18 protein-coding genes are annotated in these 21,706 nt (G+C 39.2%); 16 read left to right on the plus strand and 2 right to left on the minus strand.

What is annotated here, in order from left to right; all coding sequences use genetic code 11:
* Window positions 1–27 precede the first annotated feature (27 nt).
* Entirely contained in the window at window positions 28–384 is a 357-nt protein-coding gene (locus AOR04_RS04115; protein WP_007377535.1) for a hypothetical protein, read from the plus strand.
* On the opposite strand, the gene nadB is transcribed toward AOR04_RS04115, so the two are convergent.
* Window positions 359–1,969, minus strand: coding sequence for an L-aspartate oxidase (nadB, locus tag AOR04_RS04120; RefSeq protein ID WP_008134820.1), 1,611 nt, complete (start codon window positions 1,967–1,969; stop codon window positions 359–361). The genes AOR04_RS04115 and nadB overlap by 26 nt on opposite strands.
* A gap of 246 nt (window positions 1,970–2,215) precedes the next feature.
* Here nadB and rpoE point away from each other — a divergent pair, with 246 nt between their 5' ends.
* From rpoE to pdxJ, 10 genes are all read left to right on the plus strand, one after another.
* Window positions 2,216–2,797: an RNA polymerase sigma factor RpoE gene (gene rpoE, locus AOR04_RS04125; RefSeq protein ID WP_007377533.1), complete on the plus strand. Its 582-nt coding sequence runs from the start codon at window positions 2,216–2,218 to the stop codon at window positions 2,795–2,797.
* Window position 2,798: 1 nt separating this feature from the next.
* Window positions 2,799–3,413 carry a sigma-E factor negative regulatory protein gene (locus AOR04_RS04130; RefSeq protein ID WP_033028990.1) on the plus strand — a complete coding sequence of 205 codons (615 nt, stop codon included), beginning with the start codon at window positions 2,799–2,801 and terminating at the stop codon, window positions 3,411–3,413.
* 4 nt (window positions 3,414–3,417) lie between these two features.
* On the plus strand, window positions 3,418–4,368 hold the full coding sequence (locus AOR04_RS04135; RefSeq protein WP_033040040.1) for a MucB/RseB C-terminal domain-containing protein: 951 nt from the start codon (window positions 3,418–3,420) through the stop codon (window positions 4,366–4,368).
* Window positions 4,369–4,388: 20 nt separating this feature from the next.
* Window positions 4,389–4,838 carry a SoxR reducing system RseC family protein gene (locus AOR04_RS04140; protein WP_096792619.1) on the plus strand — a complete coding sequence of 150 codons (450 nt, stop codon included), beginning with the start codon at window positions 4,389–4,391 and terminating at the stop codon, window positions 4,836–4,838.
* Window positions 4,839–5,113: 275 nt separating this feature from the next.
* On the plus strand, window positions 5,114–6,901 hold the full coding sequence (gene lepA, locus AOR04_RS04145; protein WP_007377529.1) for a translation elongation factor 4: 1,788 nt from the start codon (window positions 5,114–5,116) through the stop codon (window positions 6,899–6,901).
* Between the two features lie 16 nt (window positions 6,902–6,917).
* Window positions 6,918–7,853, plus strand: a complete 936-nt coding sequence (gene lepB / locus AOR04_RS04150) for a signal peptidase I (RefSeq protein ID WP_096792620.1) — start codon at window positions 6,918–6,920, stop codon at window positions 7,851–7,853.
* Window positions 7,854–7,855: 2 nt separating this feature from the next.
* The gene (gene rnc, locus AOR04_RS04155; RefSeq protein WP_007377527.1) at window positions 7,856–8,533 is read left to right on the plus strand and encodes a ribonuclease III; all 678 of its coding nucleotides are present in this window, start codon (window positions 7,856–7,858) and stop codon (window positions 8,531–8,533) included.
* Window positions 8,523–9,455 (plus strand): GTPase Era, encoded by a 933-nt coding sequence (gene era, locus AOR04_RS04160; RefSeq protein ID WP_007377526.1) that lies wholly within the window; start codon window positions 8,523–8,525, stop codon window positions 9,453–9,455. The genes rnc and era overlap by 11 nt, the downstream gene beginning before the upstream one ends.
* A gap of 20 nt (window positions 9,456–9,475) precedes the next feature.
* Window positions 9,476–10,168, plus strand: a complete 693-nt coding sequence (gene recO, locus AOR04_RS04165) for a DNA repair protein RecO (protein ID WP_007377525.1) — start codon at window positions 9,476–9,478, stop codon at window positions 10,166–10,168.
* A gap of 22 nt (window positions 10,169–10,190) precedes the next feature.
* Complete coding sequence (gene pdxJ, locus AOR04_RS04170) at window positions 10,191–10,922, plus strand: pyridoxine 5'-phosphate synthase (RefSeq protein ID WP_096792621.1); 732 nt, start codon at window positions 10,191–10,193, stop codon at window positions 10,920–10,922.
* Between the two features lie 27 nt (window positions 10,923–10,949).
* Here pdxJ and barA read toward each other — a convergent pair whose 3' ends face one another.
* Entirely contained in the window at window positions 10,950–13,736 is a 2,787-nt protein-coding gene (barA, locus tag AOR04_RS04175; protein ID WP_033040035.1) for a two-component sensor histidine kinase BarA, read from the minus strand.
* A 124-nt stretch (window positions 13,737–13,860) separates the two neighbouring features.
* Between barA and rlmD the strand changes: the two genes are divergently transcribed.
* The 5 genes from rlmD (at window position 13,861) to eno (ending at window position 21,523) form a co-directional block, all read left to right on the plus strand.
* Entirely contained in the window at window positions 13,861–15,186 is a 1,326-nt protein-coding gene (gene rlmD, locus AOR04_RS04180; RefSeq protein ID WP_096792622.1) for a 23S rRNA (uracil(1939)-C(5))-methyltransferase RlmD, read from the plus strand.
* 8 nt (window positions 15,187–15,194) lie between these two features.
* A complete protein-coding gene (gene relA / locus AOR04_RS04185) occupies window positions 15,195–17,351 on the plus strand; it encodes a GTP diphosphokinase (RefSeq protein ID WP_096792623.1) in 2,157 nt (718 codons plus the stop codon).
* A 2-nt stretch (window positions 17,352–17,353) separates the two neighbouring features.
* Window positions 17,354–18,151, plus strand: a complete 798-nt coding sequence (mazG, locus tag AOR04_RS04190; protein ID WP_096792624.1) for a nucleoside triphosphate pyrophosphohydrolase — start codon at window positions 17,354–17,356, stop codon at window positions 18,149–18,151.
* Window positions 18,152–18,313: 162 nt separating this feature from the next.
* Entirely contained in the window at window positions 18,314–19,948 is a 1,635-nt protein-coding gene (locus AOR04_RS04195; RefSeq protein WP_033015319.1) for a CTP synthase, read from the plus strand.
* A gap of 276 nt (window positions 19,949–20,224) precedes the next feature.
* Window positions 20,225–21,523 carry a phosphopyruvate hydratase gene (eno, locus tag AOR04_RS04200; protein WP_096792625.1) on the plus strand — a complete coding sequence of 433 codons (1,299 nt, stop codon included), beginning with the start codon at window positions 20,225–20,227 and terminating at the stop codon, window positions 21,521–21,523.
* Window positions 21,524–21,706 lie beyond the last annotated feature (183 nt).

Below are 21,706 nucleotides of genomic sequence, written 5' to 3' on the forward strand. Positions count from 1 at the left end.
CATAAACCAGTTGTGGTCTTTTTTTGTATGCTGGCTTTGATATTATGCTTATTTTTAAGTTCTGTACTGGCAATGCTTTTTTGTGTTGTAGTAAATACAGTGGCTGGATTATTTGTTTGGCGAAAAGTTTTAGCTGCTCACCCGATACGGGGAGTTGTTATTTTAGAGCCAAACCTATTTAGATTTGAAAGTCAGTCGCTAAAAATTCAAGGTGAAATAAGTACTCAAAGTCGCATACTTGGTAGCAGTGTATGGCTTTATATTAAAGGCTTTAGTAAAAACCATTGGCTAATTATTTCAGCCAATGGAGTTAACGAACAAAGCTATGCTCGATTAAAACGTGCAACACTTAGCGCTATTAGTGGCGCTGCGGGGTCAAAATAGTTGGTGTTGGATTTTCGTTTTGCTCAGGGTAATCAATAGTGTAATGAAGGCCACGGCTTTCTTTGCGTTCCATTGCACTTCTAATGATTAATTCAGCTACTTGCACTAAATTACGTAGCTCCAACAAATTATTACTGACTCTAAAATTAGCATAGTAGTCATGTATTTCTTGCTGTAATAGTTCAACTCGGTGCAGTGCACGCTCTAAACGCTTAGTTGATCGAACAATACCAACGTAATCCCACATGAATAATCGTAGTTCATGCCAGTTATGGGTAATTACAATTTCTTCATCGGAGTTACTAACTCGGCTTTCATCCCAATATGGAAGTGCTATAGGCTCTGGCGCATGCTCTATTTTACTTAAAATATCTTTTGCAGCAGCATGGGCAAACACAATACATTCAAGTAATGAGTTACTTGCCATGCGATTTGCACCGTGAAGGCCTGTATAAGCTACTTCACCCACAGCGTATAAATTATCTAAATCGGTTTTTCCGTTAAAATCGGTCATTACACCGCCGCAAGTATAGTGGGCAGCGGGGACAACTGGGATTGCTTCTTTGGTTATATCAAGCCCTACACTTAAGCATTTCGCATAAATAGTAGGAAAGTGCTCAATAATAAAATCTTTATCTTTGTGGCTAATATCTAGGTAAACACAGTTTGCGCCGAGGCGTTTCATTTCAAAATCGATTGCGCGTGCAACAATGTCGCGTGGAGCAAGTTCTTCACGCTCATCAAAGTCTTTCATAAAGCGAGTGCCGTCAGGGCGTTTTAAATAAGCGCCTTCACCACGCATAGCTTCAGTAATTAAGAAGTTTTGTAATTCAGGGTGATATAAACTTGTTGGATGGAACTGATTAAATTCCATATTGGCCACTTTACAGCCCGCCCGCCACGCCATTGCAATACCATCGCCACTTGATACGTCAGGATTTGAGGTGTACAAATACACTTTACTTGCCCCGCCGGTCGCCAGAGCAACAAATTTTGCCGAAATGGTTTCTACCTTTTTAGCTTTTTTGTTCCACACATACATACCGTGAATATGCGAAGCTGTTTTTTCGGTGTTTTTATCAGTAATTAAATCAATTGCGTTGTATTGCTCTAAAAGTGTAATATTTTTATGCGCTTTTACTTGGCTTATTAATGTAGTTTGTACTGCTTTGCCAGTCGCATCAGCTGCATGCAAAATACGACGATGGCTATGACCGCCTTCGCGCGTTAAATGAAAGCGCTCTTTGCCTTTACTATCAAATTCCATATCAAAAGGCACGCCTTGATCAATTAACCATTGCAGGCAATCATGGGCGTTGCTTGCAGTGTAGTGGACGGCTTCTCTGTTGCACAAGCCGCCGCCAGCATCGAGTGTATCCTCTACATGGGATTCTATGCTGTCATTTTGTTTATCAAATACAGCAGCTATACCGCCTTGAGCATATAATGTAGAGCCTTCTGTCAGAGCCCCTTTACTAATTACGGTAACGTTACAAAAATTAGCTAAAGATAAAGCTAGTGATAAGCCTGCTGCGCCGCTACCGATAATAGCGACATCAGCAATGTGGTGTTTATTTTGGTTCATGTCAGAGGTACTTTGCGGTTACAATGCTCGTATAGAGCAATATTTGTTTTCAATATCTGTAGTTGTATCATATTTGTCATATTACTACGTAGTGATTTTAATAGCCTAACGCTGTTATTTATGAACTATTTTATAAAAAAATAATATTAAACAGAACTTTTTATTCATGTAGAGGTCAGAGTATTTGTGAACAATAGCGACACTATGAATAACAAGCAAAAATCAGACATAGGAGTACCGGCTCGAATGAGCGAGCAGGAATTAGATTTAGCGCTAGTAAAAAGGGTTCAGCAGGGTGATAAAAACGCCTTCAATCTATTAGTAAAGAAGTATCAAAATAAAATTGCAGGTTTGATATCACGTTATGTATCAAACCAAGGTGATATTGCAGATGTAGCACAAGAAGCATTTATAAAAGCTTATCGTGCACTTCCAAACTTTAGAGGTGATAGTGCCTTTTATACTTGGTTATACCGTATTGCCGTTAATTGTGCTAAAAATTACTTAGTAGCACAGGGCCGTAAACCGCCAGCAAATGATATCGACGCTGAAGAAGCTGAATTTTATGACTGTGCGGATTCGATGCGTTCAAATGCATCCCCTGAAAATCTACTTTTAAGCGAAGAAGTACGCGCTGTTATTTTTAATACGATTGATAGTTTGCCTGAAGATCTTAAAACTGCGATAACCCTAAGAGAAATCGAAGGGATGAGCTATGAAGAAATAGCAGTGGTCATGGATTGCCCTGTCGGGACGGTGCGTTCGCGTATCTTTCGTGCCCGAGAAGCAATTGATAACAAATTAAACCCATTAATAGGCGAGTCTTAGTATGACGAAAGCACACCTTAACAAGTTAGATAACGAAGTGTTATCGGCATTACTTGATGGCGAACAACATCTAACTGATGCAAAAATTGCAGAGCAAGATGTAACCACGTTTGGCCGTTATGCGTTAATTGGTGATGCAATGCGTGCTCAAAAAAATAATAATGACATACATATTGATATTAGCGATCGCGTTGCATTAGCATTAGAAAGCGAGCCTGTTTATGCTGACTTCAACCAGCCAAACACAGAGCCTCAAGCAGTCACTGAAACTGTAAAAAATAATGTAGTTGCTTTTAATTGGCGCAAACCTGTTGCCCAACTAGCGATTGCAGCAAGTGTGGCAATGTTTGCTATTGTGGGCGTTAATACACTTCCGCAAAGTAATAATCAGCAGCAAAGCGAAATCCCTTTACTGCAAACTACCCCTTTAACAGGTATGGCTTCGCCAGTAAGTTACTCATCTGAGCCAGCGCTTGAAAATGCTGAACAAGGCTTACGTGAATTGCAGCAACAACGTATTGGCGCATTAGTTTTAGAGCATCAACGACAAGCACGTGTTGCTAACTCGCTTCAAACAGCGCAAAATAGTATAAAAGCGCAAGAGGAAAAAAACTAATTAAATGAAAGTAATCACTTTTATTCTGTCGTTGGTAGTTAGCTTTACTGCATTTGCCAACGATATAAATCCTGCCAAAGATTTATTACTTAAAATGGCTAATGCCGTACATAACCGTAATTTTGATGCTTCATTTGTGGTTGTTAAGGGTAAAACAATGGAACCATATCGTTGGGTCCATGCCAAACAAGGCGACACAGAGCTTGAGCATTTAAGTTTACTCAATGGCGCAGGCCTTGAAATGGTTCGTGTTAATAATCAAGTCACTTATTTTGAACCGCAGTCAGAGCCATACTCTCTTAAAACTGATTCGATTGCTGGCCCCATTCCTGAAGTGTTATTTAAAGACATTGAGCGTTTGAGCGCACATTATGATTTTGTAATGGGTGGTAAAGGGCGCATTGCAGGGCGTGCGGCTCAATTAGTTCGAATTGAATCCAAAGATGAATTCAAATATAACTACTGGATTTGGCTTGATATGGAGTCGTCTTTACTTTTAAAAGCAGCGTACGTGAACCACGAAGGTGAGGCGCTTGAACAGCTACAGCTAACTCATGTTAGTGTTACTGAACAGCCTGCTAGTATGCTGTTGGAAGTACTCAATCGTAACTTTCCAACGCCTCTACCAGAAAGTGATTTAGGTGGTGCAGAGAATACAGCAAAGAATTGGAATATAAACTGGTTACCTAATGGCTTTGAATTATTAAAATCTGACAGGCATAAACTCGATTTAAATAATGAGTTAACAGACTATTATTTATTTTCTGATGGTTTTGTTGAGATCTCTATATTTATACAGCGACCTTTACCTGGTAAGCGTTTAAGCGGTGCATTAACATCTGGTGCAACGACGGTATATGTGCATAATGGCGGTAATTTTGATGTATCGGTTGTTGGTAATGTACCGAGTATGACCGCAAAAGCAATTGCAGAGTCAGTTACCCGCGCACTATAGACGATTCCGTAAGGATTGTTATGATTGAACAAACCCTCACAGTTGTGGCCCTTGATGGCCACATTGCTTATTTAGAAGCGCAACAAAAGCAAGCTTGCGAAGGCTGTAATGGTCGTTGTGGATCACAAGTGTTTGGCAAGTTATTCGGCACCGCAAAAAAAACCTTTCCATATAGATTCGATTTACCAGTCGAGGTCGGTCAAAAAGTTACTTTGTCACTTGATGATAGCCTCGTTGTTAAACATGCTTTTGCTGTATATATGTTACCTTTATTTTTAAGTCTAACGTTTGCATTTATTGCTTCTGAGTTACTTTTAATGGCCGAAGGCTGGCAAATCTTAGCGGCTGCTTTAGGTGGCATTACTGGATTTGTTATTGCTAAAACTCGCGTGAAATCGCTAAAGCACGATATAAAAGTAATAAAAATTCACCCAATTAGTATCCCTTTAACTCAAATAGATGGTGATTGACGCCAATTAAATGTAAAATTGCCGTTTTATACCAAAGTAACTTGGAAATACAGGGAATTGTGGTTTTTAAAATTATTTTATCTGACTGACTTATTTAAGTTTATTAATCATAACTTATTGTTATTCATTAAATAAAATGATTATAACCCATCTTAAAAAGCGTGAGCTAAGTCTGTAATTTACAAACTGAGCTTATGGCATCCTAAAGCAAGTATTTTCAAGTCACTTAGGTATTCATATTTAGTCCATTAAAATAGAAGTATAGAATCCAGTTTATGAAGCATATCCGTAATTTTTCGATCATCGCCCATATTGACCATGGTAAATCGACCCTTTCAGATCGTTTGATCCAAGTTTGTGGCGGTTTAACCGACCGTGAAATGCAAAAACAAGTTTTGGATTCAATGGATATTGAGCGCGAACGTGGTATTACCATTAAAGCGCAAAGTGTAACGTTGAATTACAAAGCGAACGACGGCGAAACCTACCAACTTAATTTCATTGATACTCCAGGACACGTTGATTTTACGTATGAAGTGTCGCGTTCTTTAGCTGCATGTGAAGGTGCACTACTCGTTGTTGATGCAGGCCAAGGCGTTGAAGCACAAACACTAGCTAACTGTTACACCGCTATTGAAATGGAATTAGAAGTAATTCCAGTACTTAATAAAATCGATTTACCGCAAGCAGACCCTTTACGTGTTGCAGAAGAAATTGAAGAGATTATTGGTATTGATGCCCTAGATGCTGTGCAGTGTAGTGCTAAAACAGGCGTAGGTATTGCTGAAGTACTTGAAATGATTGTTAAAGATGTTCCGCCACCAGTAGGCGACAAAGATGCACCTTTACAAGCACTTATTATCGATTCTTGGTTTGACCCATACCAAGGCGTTGTATCACTAGTGCGTATTAAGCACGGTGAATTACGCACTGGCGACAAAATAAAAATAATGTCGAACGAGCATATACATACTGCCGACCAAGTGGGTGTGTTTACACCTAAGCAAACCAACACCGGTATTTTAAGAACAGGTGAAGTAGGGTTTGTTATTGCTGGCATTAAAGAGATACATGGTGCGCCAGTAGGTGACACTATTACTCATCAAAAAAATGCAGCTCCACTTCGCTTACCTGGTTTTCAAAAAATTAAGCCTCAGGTTTATGCAGGTATGTTCCCAATTGCATCAGATGAGTATGAATCATTCCGTGATGCACTTAATAAATTAAGCTTAAACGATGCGTCGTTATTCTTTGAACCAGAGAATTCAACTGCACTAGGCTTTGGTTTCCGCTGTGGCTTTTTAGGCATGCTACACATGGAAATCATTCAAGAGCGTTTAGAGCGTGAATACGATATTGATTTAATTACTACGGCACCTACGGTAATCTACGAGATAGTTACCAAAGAAGGTACATTCCAGATTGATAACCCATCTGATTTACCTGCGGTAAACGATATTGTAGAGATTCGTGAGCCGATTGTTGAAGCAAATATTTTGGTACCACAAGAATACTTAGGTAATGTTATTACTTTGTGTATTGAAAAACGTGGTAGCCAAACAAAAATGACTTATCACGGAAAGCAAGTAGCTGTTACATACGAGCTGCCTATGGCTGAAGTGGTAATGGACTTTTTTGATAAATTAAAATCTACAAGTCGTGGTTTTGCATCACTGGATTATAATTTTAAACACTTCCAAACATCAGACATGGTGCGTGTTGATATTTTGATCAACAGTGAACGTGTTGATGCGCTTGCGATTATTGTTCACAGAGATGGTGCACAATCTCGTGGTCGTCAGTTAGCTGATGCATTGAAAGAACTTATTCCTCGTCAAATGTTTGATATTGCGATTCAAGCAGCGATTGGACAGCATGTTATTGCACGTACCACAGTCAAGCAATTACGTAAAAACGTAATCGCTAAGTGTTATGGCGGTGATGTGAGTCGTAAGAAAAAATTACTTAAAAAGCAAAAAGATGGTAAAAAACGAATGAAGCAAGTAGGTAATGTTGAAGTGCCTCAAGAAGCGTTTTTAGCTATTTTAAAAGTTGGTAAATAAAAACAAAGGATTATAAATGGCTGGTTATTTTTCAGTTTTATTGGTGCTATTAACTTTGGGCTCAGGCTTAATATGGTTAATAGATCACTTACTGTATGCACCTAAAAGACAGGCGTTTTTAGATATAGCGCAAAAGTCTGCAGGTGCGCCGTTAGATGACGAAACAGCTGCATTAATAGCACCAGAGCCAGTAATAACAGAAACGGCAAAGTCGATTTTTCCGATGATTGCTGCGATTACTATTTTTAGATCATTTATCTTTGAACCGTTTCAAATTCCATCGGGTTCAATGATGCCTACGCTGCTAGTTGGTGATTTTATTTTAGTGCAAAAGTACTCATATGGAATAAAAGACCCTGTTTGGCGTACCCAATTAGTTGATATGGGTGAACCTGAACGTGGTGATATTGTTGTTTTTAAATACCCGTTAGATGAAAAAGTTGACTATATTAAACGTACAATAGGTTTACCTGGCGATAAAGTTGTTTATCGTGATAAACGTTTATATATTCAGCCTAATTGTAAAGAAGGCGAAACCCAGCAGGGTGAGCTTTTATGTAATGAATTCAATAAAATTGATTTTAAATTAATTAATGATAACGAATTTAAACAAGGCCCAATGCCTCTAGCTCGCGTAAATGAAAATTTAACAACAGTTACGCATGATATTTTAATCAACCCACAAGCGCCTGAAAGAAAAGGGCGTTATTACCAGCAACCGGGCACGCCTTCTGATGAATGGACTGTTCCTGCTGATCATTATTTTATGATGGGTGATAACCGCGACAACAGCCAAGATGGTCGCTTTTGGGGCTTTGTACCAAAAGAAAACTTGGTGGGTAAAGCTGTCTTTATATGGATGAGTTTTGAATTTGAGAATGGCCCTGATGATATTTTACCAGGATGGGTTCCAACTGGTGTTCGCTTTGAGCGCCTAGGTAATATTCAGTAACAATGAAAAAAAATGTAACAGAATTATATGACAAAATTGGCTATGTATTTACTGATCAAGGTTTACTTGAGCAGGCAATGACGCACCGCAGCCACAAAGGTCAACATAATGAGCGACTAGAATTTTTAGGTGACTCTATTTTGAGCTTTGTGATTGCTAATGCACTTTATGCCAAATTCCCTAAAGCGCGTGAAGGTGATTTAAGCCGTATGCGCTCAACACTTGTACGAGGTCAAACTCTTGCCGAGTTTGGTCTTGAATTTGGCTTGGGCGATTATTTACGCTTAGGTCCGGGTGAGCTTAAAAGTGGCGGATTCCGTCGTGAGTCAACGCTTGCCGATGCAGTAGAAGCAATTATTGGTGCTGCATTTTTAGATTCAGGTATCGACCGCTGTGGCGAGCTTATATTAGCGTGGTATGAATCTCGCTTGGATGCTATTTCACCAGGGCTTAATCAAAAAGATCCGAAGACCCTGCTGCAAGAGCATCTACAAGGCCGTAAGTTGCCTCTTCCAGGTTACACTGTGGTTGATACTAAAGGCCAGGCACATAATCAAACATTCACGGTTGAATGTATTGTTGATGGAATGGATAGCATAATTTCTGTTGGTAGCTCACGCCGCAAGGCTGAACAAAAAGCTGCCGAAAAAGCATTGAAGATAATTAAAAATGAATCTTGATACCCTAATACAGCCTCGTGAAGGTGATGTAGATACGTTTTGTGGCATGGTCGCAATTGTAGGACGTCCAAATGTTGGTAAATCGACTTTACTCAATGAGATCATTGAGCAAAAAGTAAGTATTACCTCACGTAAACCACAAACAACGCGCCATCGTATTATGGGTATTCATACCGAAGGTAAACATCAAGCTGTTTACATCGATACGCCAGGGCTACACGTTGAAGAAAAGCGTGCTATTAACCGCTTAATGAACCGTGCAGCGTCTAGCTCAATCGGTGATGTAGAGCTTATTATATTTGTAGTTGAAGGCACTCACTGGAATGCTGATGACGACATGGTACTGAACAAAGTATCGCAAAGTGGTAAGCCGGTATTATTGGTTATTAATAAAATAGACCAAGTTAAAGACCGCGATCTTGTATTGCCTCATATGAAGTGGTTAGGCGATAAGTTTGATTTTGTTGGTATTATGCCAGTGTCTGCAAAACAGGGAAAAAATATAGACTTAATCAAAGCTGAAGTAACTAAGCGCTTACAACCGTGTGAGTTTTACTTCCCTGAAGATTACGTCACAGACCGCTCAATGCGTTTTATGGCGGCTGAAGTTATCCGTGAAAAATTAATGCGCTTCATGGGTGAAGAATTACCGTATTCTGTTACTGTTGAAATTGAACAGTTTAAATGGCAAGACAACGGTATTTGGCATATCAACGGATTAATTCTTGTTGAGCGCGAAACACAAAAACGCATGGTTATTGGTAATAAAGGCGAAAAGCTAAAAACCATTGGCCGTGAAGCCCGTAAAGACATAGAGGAAATGCTTGATAACAAAGTATTTTTAGAGCTTTGGGTGAAAGTTAAATCTGGTTGGGCTGATGATGAACGAGCACTACGAAGCTTAGGTTATGGTGAAGACTAAACCAATAATTAGTATTATCTATGGATAGCGACTTCTACACTGCTTATTTATTGCATCGACGTCCTTACAGTGACTCACAAGTAATGCTTGATATGCTTGTAGAAGGCGTTGGGCAACTTAGAATGATTGCACGCATTAGTGGCCGGCAGGCCACTAAACATAAAGCTCAGTTACAACCTTTTCAACCACTACTTGTCCATTACAGTGGTAAATACGATCTAAAATACATCAATAAGTTTGAGCTACATGGCACACCACTTTTTTTAAAAGGTGATGAGCTTTATTGTGGCTTTTATTTAAATGAATTAACTAACCGAATAGTGCCTATTAATGAACCTATAGAACAGGTTTTTCATCTTTATAAAACGCATTTAGAAAACCTAAACAGTGGGGCTAATTTACAAGCTGTACTTCGCTCATACGAGTTTCAATTATTAGAGCTACTTGGCTATGGCGTCGATTTTAGTTTTGATGCCAGTGGTGAACCAATAGACGAGACGCAAACGTATAGTTACTTTCCTGAGTTTGGTTTTTTAGTGCAAGAAGATACGCGTTCTGGCTTTAGCGGTTTACAACTAAATGCGATAGCAAATCATGACTTTAGCCAAACTGATGTGTTATATATGGCAAAACAATTAAGTCGATATTTATTAAAGCCTTTGTTAGGTAATAAGCCATTAAAGAGCCGTGAGCTTTTTAGTGCTTCTCAATAATCGTAATTTTACAGGTAAAATAATGAAAGATATTCTTTTGGGTGTAAACGTTGATCATATTGCAACGCTTCGCCAAGCGCGTGGAACTGCATATCCAGACCCTGCTCATGCAGCCAGTGTTGCTGAGCACGCAGGCGCCGACGGCATTACAATTCACTTACGTGAAGATCGTCGCCATATTCAAGACCGCGACGTTTACGTGATGGCTAAAACGATTCAAACACGCATGAATCTTGAAACAGCTGTTACCGATGAAATGATAAAAATAGCGCTTGAAGTAAAACCTGAGTACGTGTGTTTAGTACCTGAAAAGCGCGAAGAATTAACAACCGAAGGTGGCTTAGATGTAGCGGGTAATATAGATAAAATTAAAGCCGCAACAAAAACGCTTACTGACGCAGGCATTAAAGTATCGTTATTTATTGATGCAGATAAAGTGCAATTAGATGCAGCCAAAGAATGTGGTGCTCCTTATGTAGAGATACACACTGGCGCGTATGCTGATGCAACAAATGATACCGATTTACACAAAGAGTTAGAGCACATTCGTGAAGGTGTTAAATACGCAGCGAGTTTGGGGCTGATTGTTAACGCGGGACATGGACTTCATTATCATAATGTAAAACCGATTGCAGCAATGCCAGAAATTTACGAGCTTAATATAGGTCATGCTATCATTGCTCGCGCCGCGATTGATGGATTGGAAAAAGCAGTCCGCGATATGAAACGCCTAATGCTTGAAGCACGAACTTAAGTTATTTTAGTTAAAAAGACACGCTTATTATAGCGTGTCAATTTCAGATTTTTCAGCTGATTTTGAATCGAGAAGTAAGCTTTCAAGTTCATCTTGTAGCTCAAAAAGCTCTGGTTCTATACTCTCAAGTATACATTCGCTCTTAAGTGATGTTTCGATGGTCTCTGCCAATGACTTAAGTCTTGGTACACCTGTGTAACAACACGCTCCATGGAACTTGTGGACAATGCTTAGCACTTGTTTACAACTGGTATCATCAATTGCTTTTGCAAGTAAGCTAAGTGTTTCAGGTATGCTTGATAACAGCATGTTGAGCATTTCAAGAGCAAGCTCATTTTTACCACCAGCACGTTGCAGTGCTAATGCCCAATCTATACGATTACTTTCGAAAGGAGCAGGGCTTTGTGGTACTTCATTTTTTGTTTTATCACGATTAACAGGTGTCTGCGGGCTATGTTCGCTGATTATCTGTTTCAACATGTCTTCATCAATAGGCTTGGTTAGGTAACCTTTAAAGCCATCTTTAAGTAGCTGCTCTTTTTCGCTATTCAGTGCATGAGCAGTCACTGCAATGATTGGTGTATCTTCGTTTAGAGATGACTCTTGAATAAGTTTACATGCAGTAATACCGTCCATAATTGGCATTTGTATATCCATAAAGATGACATCATATTTATGGCTTTTACTTAAACTATAAGCCTGTGAGCCATTATGAGCGGTTTCTATTACTTCAATCTGTTCACTTAATAAAGTATGGAGAAGCTTTAAATTAGCATCGTTATCATCAACGACAAGTACTTTAAGTGGAAGTAACTGGTGTTCATTCTGCTCAATATTATGAACAGGGTGGTCTAGTCTGTATGGTGCTGCAAGTACTTCACACAGTTTTCGGTGGTTAAGTGGTTTACTTAAACACGCATCAGCACCACTGCCTATAAACGCTTCTCGCATATTGTGCGAAACTGTATTTAACATTAAATATAAGTAGTCAGTCGATTCGCGAACTGATTTTACATAGCTTTTTAATTGCTGCATATCATCAACAGAAGCCATGTGACCTATTAAGCAAATATCGTATTTATGCTCTTTATTTGTTATAGCGTCTAAAAAACTGGTTTCGTTAAAGCAGGCTGTAACTGATGTTTGCCACTGTGTTAATAACGATAGAACAGCGTGATGAGTATGCTCATGCGGTTCTAAATATAAAATACGTTTACCAATGAGAGATTTACTCGGTAAATCGTTGGTAAATACGTGATTCGGTAATCTAAATATACTGTTGAATGTGAAACACGTGCCGTTACCAGGTGCTGAGTTGAGTGTTATTCGACCATTCATTGCTTCAACAATATGTTTGGTAATGATAAGCCCCAAGCCCGTGCCACCGAATTTTCGAGTAATACTCGAATCAGCTTGGCCAAATGGGGTAAACAGTGAGTCTTGTTTATTCATAGGAATACCAACACCCGTATCAGTTACTGAGACTAATAGAGAAGCACGCTCTTCATCAAGTAATCGGTAACTTACATCTACTTTTATAGAGCCTTTTTCAGTAAATTTTATAGCGTTACTTAATAAGTTTATAAGTATTTGTTTAAAACGAGTTGGATCGCCAGTTAAGTCATCAGGGACTTGTTGATTAATATAAATAGATAATTCAAGTTGCTTATCATGAGCACTCGGAGCGAGCAATGTCATTACTTCGTTTATGGCATCCCTAAGTTGAAACTGAATTGATTCAAGTTCCATTGCACCGGCTTCTAATTTAGAAAAATCTAAAATATCACTAATAATCGTCATCAGGCTATTTGCAGAAAGTTCAATTGTGTCTAAATAGTCTTTTTGGTGTTTATTTAGCGGTGTTTTATAAAGTTGTCGTGTAAAACCAATCACCCCATTTAAAGGGGTACGTAGTTCGTGACTCATTTTAGCTAAAAAATCAGACTTAACTCTGTTGGCATCTTGTGCTTCTTTTTTTGCCATCGTGAGCTGGATATTTTGAGTTTCGTACTGCTCTAATGTTTCACGATAATCACTGGTTGCTTGATCGATGTTTTTTTGCATTTCATCTTTTTGCATTACCATTGTATGGGCTATCGTATTTAAACCTTCCCGCAATAGTTCAAACTCACCGATCATGGTATCAGTTAGTCCCGTATTTCTTTTTCCTTCAACCAACTTGTCGGTGGCAAGTACGAGTTTATTAAGCGGCGTCATAAACATACGACTAAGTCTTAATGCTAAAATAGCGGCAAACACCAAAGATAGAATAATAACAATACCGCTTATTAATAGCGCACGTTGTTGGCCTATTACAGCTTGATCTTTATTTAGCTGTAAAATAACCGTGCCTAAAGGTGATTGTAATTGACTCGGTTCCCATTTCAAATCTTGGCTAGTGTGATTGAAAATGGGGGTAAAAAACGTGACGAGTTCATCTGACTTTTGCACTTGAGTAGTATTTAAGTTTTGCATTGCTTTTTGATTAATTAACTTATCAAAAGAGCGATGATAATTACTGGTCATGATGAGCTGATTATTATCATCAAAAATGGCAATCGATTTTACTGTGGGTGAGTGCTTATTATGGGTATAGCTAATTAGTCGATTAAGTAGTTGTTTGTTTTTTTCTTGTAGTGGTTGTTCAAGCGCAATTGCTAAAGGCTCTGAAATAGTAGTCCCTTGTTGATATAAAATTTCATCAAGCTCAATGTAACGATTTATTGTAAAATACCCACCAAGTAACAATCCAATGATCACCGTCGGGATCAGGGTCAGTGTTAAAACAGAATCGCGTAAGCCTAATTTGGTCATAATGGAAGCATTTTTATCATTATTAGTATCCTTTGAGTATATACGGATCAACACCTATTCTCAAAGCATCTACCATCGTTGAAGATCAATTGTTTTAACCAATAATTATTTAAGGTAATGCCAAATGGCACAAATTTTTAAAGCTAAAAAACAGCCGCTACAAAAAAAGTCAGTGGTACTTGATATAACAGCAATGGATCATCAAGGGCGTGGTATAGCTAAGCATAATAATAAAGTGTGTTTTGTTAGTGGTGCTTTACCTAACGAACAAGTTAAAGCAACAATAATCGATGATAAAGCCCGCTACAGTAGCGCGGCAACGCAAAAGATTATTAAAGCAAGTGATGCACGCGTAACCCCTTTTTGTGAACATTATAATCACTGCGGTGGCTGTCAATTACAGCATTTAGAGACAAGCCAGCAAGTCATCGAAAAACAAACGGCGGTTAACCAGTTATTTGAAAAGTTCGCCAAACAAAAAAACTTAAATTGGGAGGCGCCATTATTAAGCAAGTCAACGCATTACAGGCGCAGCGCCCGTATTGCTGTTATGTTTGATAAAGCGGCTAAAAAAATACGCGTGGGTTATAGGGCGAGTGGTTCTAAAAATATTGTTAGTATTAACCAGTGTGCAGTATTGAGTGAAGCATTCGCAGATGTATTTACACTTTTTGATAGTTTAATTAATCAACATAAATCGCTGCACAGTATAAGTCATCTGCAATTGTGTGAAAGCGACGAGCACAGCTTTGTTGTTATTCGTCATACAAAAACAATCCCCGACGAGTTTAAAATATTAGTCGAGCAGGCTACTGCAAGTCATAAATATGAGATTGTATGGCAAAGTGAAAGTGACGTGATTGAACATTCACACTTTGCGATGCCGTATTATTATTTAAAAGAATTTGATCTTAAGTTTGAATTTGGTTTAGGTAATTTTATCCAAGTAAACGCGCAAGTTAATCAAGCAATGCTAAAGCAATCCGCAGACTGGCTTAATTTAAATGGCGATGAAAGCGTATTAGATTTATTTTGCGGCATTGGTAACTTTTCACTCGTGTTGGCGAAACAAGCAAAAACAGTTGTTGGCGTAGAAGGTGTTACTTCAGCGGTTGCAATGGCGGCTCAAAATGCGCAAACTAACTCTATTACCAACACCGAGTTTTATTGCTTTGATTTAACGCAAAAAATACAAAATGCGCCGTGGTTTAGTAAAGATTTAGATGTATTAGTGTTAGACCCATCTCGTACTGGTGCAATGGCTGTTTTAGAGCAACTACCTTTAAAGCAGTTTAAAACAATTTTATATGTCTCTTGCGACCCTGTTACTTTAGCCCGTGATAGCGCTATTATTTCGCAAGCAGGCTTTGAGCTTAATAAAATAGGGCTAATGAATATGTTTCCTCATACAGGACATATCGAAACTATGGCGTTATTTCAACGGAGGTAAAGCGCATTATGGTAGCTACACGTCAATCACATCAGCAAGTTGAAACAGGTGATTTTGCGACTCGTCTTAAAGTACTCAAACTTTGTGCTGAAAAGGCGGAAATGCTTAATCAAGCGCAAGCACTGTGTGTTAACAGTAATAGTCAGAGTCGACAAAATACAGCCATTGAAATGGTTGAGATTTTAGTTGAGTTAAATCTTGATGCTGAATCGTTAGCGACGGCGTATTTAACCCCATATTTTTTAGATGGCTTAGTGCCTTTAGAAGTGATCGAAGAGCAGCTAGGTAGTAATGTGGCCATACTGCTAACAGGCGTTGCGCAAATGGCGACTATTAGCACTTTATCGCATCAGGGCAAAGGCACGGTGCAAGTCGATAACATTCGAAAAATGCTGTTAACCATGGTTGAAGATGTCCGTGCAGTGGTTATTAAGTTAGCTGAGCAGGTTTGCCATTTACGTAACGTAAAAGATGCTGGCGAAGAAGATCGCGTTATTGCTGCAAAAGAAACTGCCGATATTTTTGCTCCACTAGCTAATCGACTCGGTATTGGGCAATTAAAGTGGGAGCTTGAAGATTTATCGTTTAGGTATCTTCGTCCTGATATTTACAAAAATATTGCTAAGCAACTCGATGATAAACGTTTAGCACGCGAAGCTTATATGGAAGATATGGTGGAGCAAGTCAAAAGCCGTTTGAGTGAAGCAGGCATAGAGGCTGAAGTTTACGGTCGACCTAAACACATTTACAGTATTTATAAAAAAATGGCGCAAAAAAACTACGAATTTGATCAACTGTTTGATATTCGTGCTATGCGTATTGTGGTTGAGCGCTTGCAAGACTGCTACGGTGCGTTGGGTATTGTGCATACCAATTGGCGTCATCTTAATAAAGAGTTTGACGATTACGTCGCGACGCCGAAACAAAACGGCTATCAGTCTATTCATACCGTGGTATTTGGCCCTGAAGGTAAAACAGTAGAAATTCAAATTCGTACCCAAGATATGCACCAAGATGCAGAACTGGGTGTGGCAGCGCATTGGATATATAAAGAAGGCGCATTACCAGGGCGCGGCTCGGGTTATGAGCAAAAAATTAGTTGGCTACGTAAATTACTGCAATGGCAAGAAGAAGTGGTTGATGGCGGCGATTTAGCTGAAGAGCTTAAAAATCAGGTGGTTGAAGACCGCGTATACATATTTACACCCAGTGGCGATATTATTGATTTGCCACTTGGCGCTACACCGCTTGATTTTGCATATTATATTCATTCGAACGTTGGCCACCGCTGTATTGGTGCAAAAGTATTTGGCAAAATAGTGCCGTTTACGCATCAACTTACAACTGGGGATCAAGTAGAAATACTGACACAAAAGCAACCTAATCCGAGTAGAGATTGGTTAAACCCGTCACTAGGTTACATTAAGTCATCGCGTGCAAGAGCTAAAATTCATCACTGGTTTAAACAGCTCGACCGCGACAAAAACTTAAGTGCTGGTAAAGAAATACTTGATAATGAACTGCAAAAATTAGGTTTAAGCTATAAAGCTCTAGAGCCAGCAATAAAGCGGTTTAACTTTAAAGAGCTTGACGATTTGATGGTTGCCATTGGTGCGGGTGATGTACGCCTCAATCAAATGCTAAATTTTGTTACCGACCGCACAGAAGACGAACCGGTAATTCGTATTAAAGCACCCAGTAAAGTAACGGGTGATAAAAACGGCATTGTAGTTGATGGCGTTGGTAGTTTAATGAGCCATGTTGCAAAATGTTGCCGCCCTGTGCCAGGCGATGAAATTATCGGCTATATTACCCAAGGGCGTGGTATTGCGGTGCATCGTGAGGATTGTGACTCATTTAACCACCTTAAGGCACAACACCCAGAGCGTGTTATTGCAGTGAGTTGGTCAGACGATATTAGTGGTTCATACGCACTAAGTATTAAAATAGAAGCAACCGATCGTTCAGGGCTAATACGCGATATAAGCTCAGTACTTGCTAATGAAAAAGTAAATGTTTTAAACATGAACGTGAATACGGTTGAGGATAATCAGTTAGCTATATTTACGATGCAAATAGAAGTACATGACTTATCGGGTACTAACCGTGTTCTTTCTAAGTTACACCAAATTGAAGGTGTACACGATGCCAAGCGTGGTCATTAATCATGAATGATAATACAGCGCTTACACAGCTTCTTAGCATAATGAAAACACTGCGAGATCCCAAGGGCGGTTGCCCGTGGGATCTCAAACAAGATTTTAAATCTATTGTGCCGCATACACTAGAAGAAGCGTACGAAGTTGCTGACTGTATTGAGTCAGGCAACTTAGGTGAGCTTAAAGGTGAGCTCGGTGATTTGTTATTTCAAATCGTGTTTTATGCCCAACTAGCTCAAGAGCAAAACCTATTTGATTTTAATGATCTAGTGGAGCAATTAAACGATAAGCTTACACGCCGTCATCCACATGTATTTGCCGATAAAAAAGTACGCACTGCTGAGCAATTATCGCAGCAGTGGCAAACAATAAAAGCGCAAGAACGCAGTACCAGAGCAAAAAGCGAATCACCTTCCTTTTGGCAAGATATTCCTGCAAATATGCCAAGTTTAAGCAAAGCTAAAAAAATCCAACAACGCGTGGCTTCTCTTGGTTTTGATTGGCCAACGTATCATGGTGCACTTGATAAAGTGAGCGAAGAAGTGCTTGAAGTAAAAGAAGCAATTGAGCAAAACCCGTTATCTGATCATACAGCGGAAGAACTCGGCGACTTACTTTTTGCCACTGTTAATGTTGTACGCCATGTTAAACGGGATCCCGAACAACTGCTTCGTAGCGCAAATGATAAGTTTTCAGCGCGTTTTGAAAAGGTAAACGCTTATTTGCATGCGCAAGGCAAAAGCTTAGATACAGCCACCTTTGAAGAGATGGATAGTGCGTGGGATGCGATTAAAAAAGTAAAATAGACTTAATGTTAAATAGTGCACATTTTTTGTGCGTGCATTAGCTAATTTTAGCTGGATTGATAAGCCGTGTTTTGGTACAATTTCGCCCCGTCTTGATGATATACCCTTAGGCTCTTCTTTGGGTGTTATATTCCTTTTAATTCCTGATATTCTAGGGTTCGCATGAGTACAAAATTTATCTTCGTTACTGGCGGAGTTGTTTCTTCGTTGGGTAAAGGTATTGCAGCAGCATCGTTGGCAGCTATTTTAGAAGCCCGTGGTTTAAATGTTACCATTTTAAAGCTGGATCCTTACATCAACGTTGACCCAGGCACAATGAGCCCAATTCAACACGGTGAAGTATACGTTACAGAAGACGGCGCAGAAACTGACCTTGATTTAGGTCACTATGAGCGTTTTATTCGTACCAAAATGACTAGTCGTAATAACTTCACACAAGGCCGTGTATACGAAGACGTATTACGTCGTGAGCGCCGTGGTGAATACCTAGGTGCAACTATTCAGGTTATTCCACATATCACTAACGATATTAAGCAACGTGTATACGACGGTGCTGAAGGTTATGATATTGCTATTGTAGAAATTGGCGGCACAGTAGGTGATATAGAATCACAACCGTTTATTGAAGCAATTCGTCAGATGGGAACTGAAATTGGCCGCGAACGCGCGCTATTTATTCACTTAACGTTAGTGCCATTCTTAGGCCCTGCCGGTGAAGTGAAAACTAAACCAACTCAGCACTCTGTTAAAGAGTTACGCTCAGTCGGTATTCAACCAGATATTCTTATTTGTCGTTCTGACCGTAAACTACCAAATAATGAGCGTGCAAAAATCTCATTATTCACAAATGTAGAAGAAAAAGCGGTTATTTCACTACCAGATGTAGACAGCATCTATAAAATTCCAGCATTATTAAAGTCGCAAGAATTAGATAACTTTGTATGTCGTCGTTTTCACTTAGATCCACCAGAAGCTGATTTAGCTGAGTGGGAACAAGTACTTTATCAAGAGTCTAACCCAACAGGTGAAGTGACAATTGGTATGGTTGGTAAATACATTGAATTACCAGATGCGTACAAATCGGTTAACGAAGCATTAAAGCATGCGGGCCTTAAAAACCGTTTAACAATTAATATCGAATACGTAGATTCACAAGATCTTGAAAGTAAAGGTGTTGAGTTACTCTCGCATTTAGATGCTATTTTAGTGCCAGGCGGCTTTGGCGGTCGTGGTGTTGAAGGTAAAATATTAGCGGCTAAATATGCGCGTGAAAATAAAGTGCCTTACTTAGGTATTTGTTTAGGTATGCAAGTAGCGCTTATTGAATATGCACGAAATGTTGCAGGCCTTAGTGATGCAAACTCAACCGAGTTTAATGCAAAATCTGCAGCACCTGTTGTTGGTTTAATCACTGAATGGCTAGATGCAGAAGGCAATGTTGAAACGCGTGATGCTGAATCTGATTTAGGTGGCACAATGCGTTTAGGCGCTCAAAAATGTCATTTAACACCGGGCTCTAAAGTACATGAAGTATACGGTAGTGATGAAATTGTTGAGCGTCATCGCCATCGCTACGAAGTTAACAACAACTTTGTAGAGCAATTAGAAAAAGCAGGTTTAAGCTTTACCGGTTTATCAGAAGATAAAAAACTGGTAGAAATTATCGAAAATAAAGATCACCCTTGGTTTATTGCCGCGCAGTTCCACCCGGAATTCACGTCAACCCCACGTGATGGTCACCCGCTATTTGAAGGGTTTGTAGCAGCCGCTCATATCCACCAAAAAGCGTCATCGTAATTTAAAAAGGCCGTGCATATTGCACGGCTTTTTTGTTTTAAGGGCTGACTAATACCAATTTTATTAAAAACATGAGCATTGTATCGCATTAAATAACTCACTCACTGCGTTAAAAATTACTCATATAGAACAACTATATGTCATAATTTCTGCCTTGTTATTGAGCTATTTTCTTAGCGCTATAATAGCTCACTAATTTAATGCAATTGGTATAAACTATATAAAACGTAGTAAAGTTAGTCGAACTCACCATTTTGGGAATATAGAGGAATCAAGATGTCAAAAATCGTAAAAGTAATAGGTCGCGAAATTATGGACTCGCGTGGTAACCCAACTGTTGAAGCTGATGTACATTTAGCTGATGGTTCATGGGGCCGTGCTGCAGCACCTTCTGGTGCATCTACAGGTACTCGCGAAGCATTAGAGTTACGTGATGGTGACAAAACGCGTTATTTAGGTAAAGGCGTATTAAAAGCAGTTGGTTATATCAACAAAGAAATTGCTGACGCTTTAGCTGGTCAAAATGCATTAGAGCAAAGTACTGTTGATAAAGTAATGCTAGATTTAGATGGTACCGAAAATAAAGAAAAATTAGGTGCCAATGCAATCTTAGCTGTATCACTAGCAACAGCAAAAGCAGCTGCACAATCTAAAAAGGTTGAGCTTTATGAACATATTGCTGACTTAAACGGCACGCCGGGTGTTTATTCAATGCCACTTCCAATGATGAATATCATCAATGGTGGCGAGCATGCAGATAACTCTGTAGACATCCAAGAGTTTATGATCCAACCTGTTGGCGCTACTAACTTCCGCGAAGGTCTACGTATGGGCGCTGAAGTATTTCATAGCCTTGCGAAAGTACTTAAAGCTGATGGCCATTCAACAGCAGTTGGCGATGAAGGTGGTTTTGCGCCTAACCTTGCATCTAACGAAGCGGCTCTTGCTGCAATCAAAGTAGCTGTCGCAAACGCAGGTTACGAGCTAGGTAAAGATATTACTTTAGCGATGGATTGTGCTGCTTCTGAGTTTTACGACAAAGAAGCAAACATCTACGACCTTAAGGGTGAAGGCAAAAAATTCACTTCTGAAGAATTTAACTTTTTCTTACAAGATCTTACTAAACAGTACCCAATCGTTTCTATCGAAGATGGTCTTGATGAGTCTGATTGGGATGGCTTTGCACATCAAACTAAGCTAATGGGTGATAAAATCCAATTAGTAGGTGATGATTTATTCGTAACAAATACTAAGATTTTAAAACGTGGTATCGACAACGGTATTGCTAACTCAATCTTAATTAAGTTTAACCAAATCGGTTCTTTAACTGAAACGTTAGCAGCAATTAAAATGGCTAAAGACGCTGGTTTCACTGTTGTTATTTCTCACCGTTCTGGTGAAACTGAAGATTCAACAATTGCTGATTTAGCAGTGGGTACTGCTGCAGGTCAAATTAAAACAGGTTCATTGAGCCGTTCTGACCGTGTTGCAAAGTACAACCAATTGCTACGTATTGAAGAGCAATTAGGCGATAAAGCACCGTACAACGGTCTTAAAGAAGTTAAAGGTCAGTAATACCAACCTGCATAAATCTTTGATCAATTTAACGAATTAAATTGCACTATAACGTCGTTAAAAATTTTTTATTTAGAACAACTAGATACAAAAATTTTTGCTTAGTTCTAGCGTAATTTTCTTAACGTTAAATAGACCCCATATATAAGCAGATTGGTATAATTCTATTTTATATAGAATCTA

Origin of the sequence: Pseudoalteromonas sp. 1_2015MBL_MicDiv (genome assembly GCF_002407505.1) — a bacterium.
Classification (GTDB): Bacteria; Pseudomonadota; Gammaproteobacteria; order Enterobacterales; family Alteromonadaceae; genus Pseudoalteromonas; species Pseudoalteromonas fuliginea.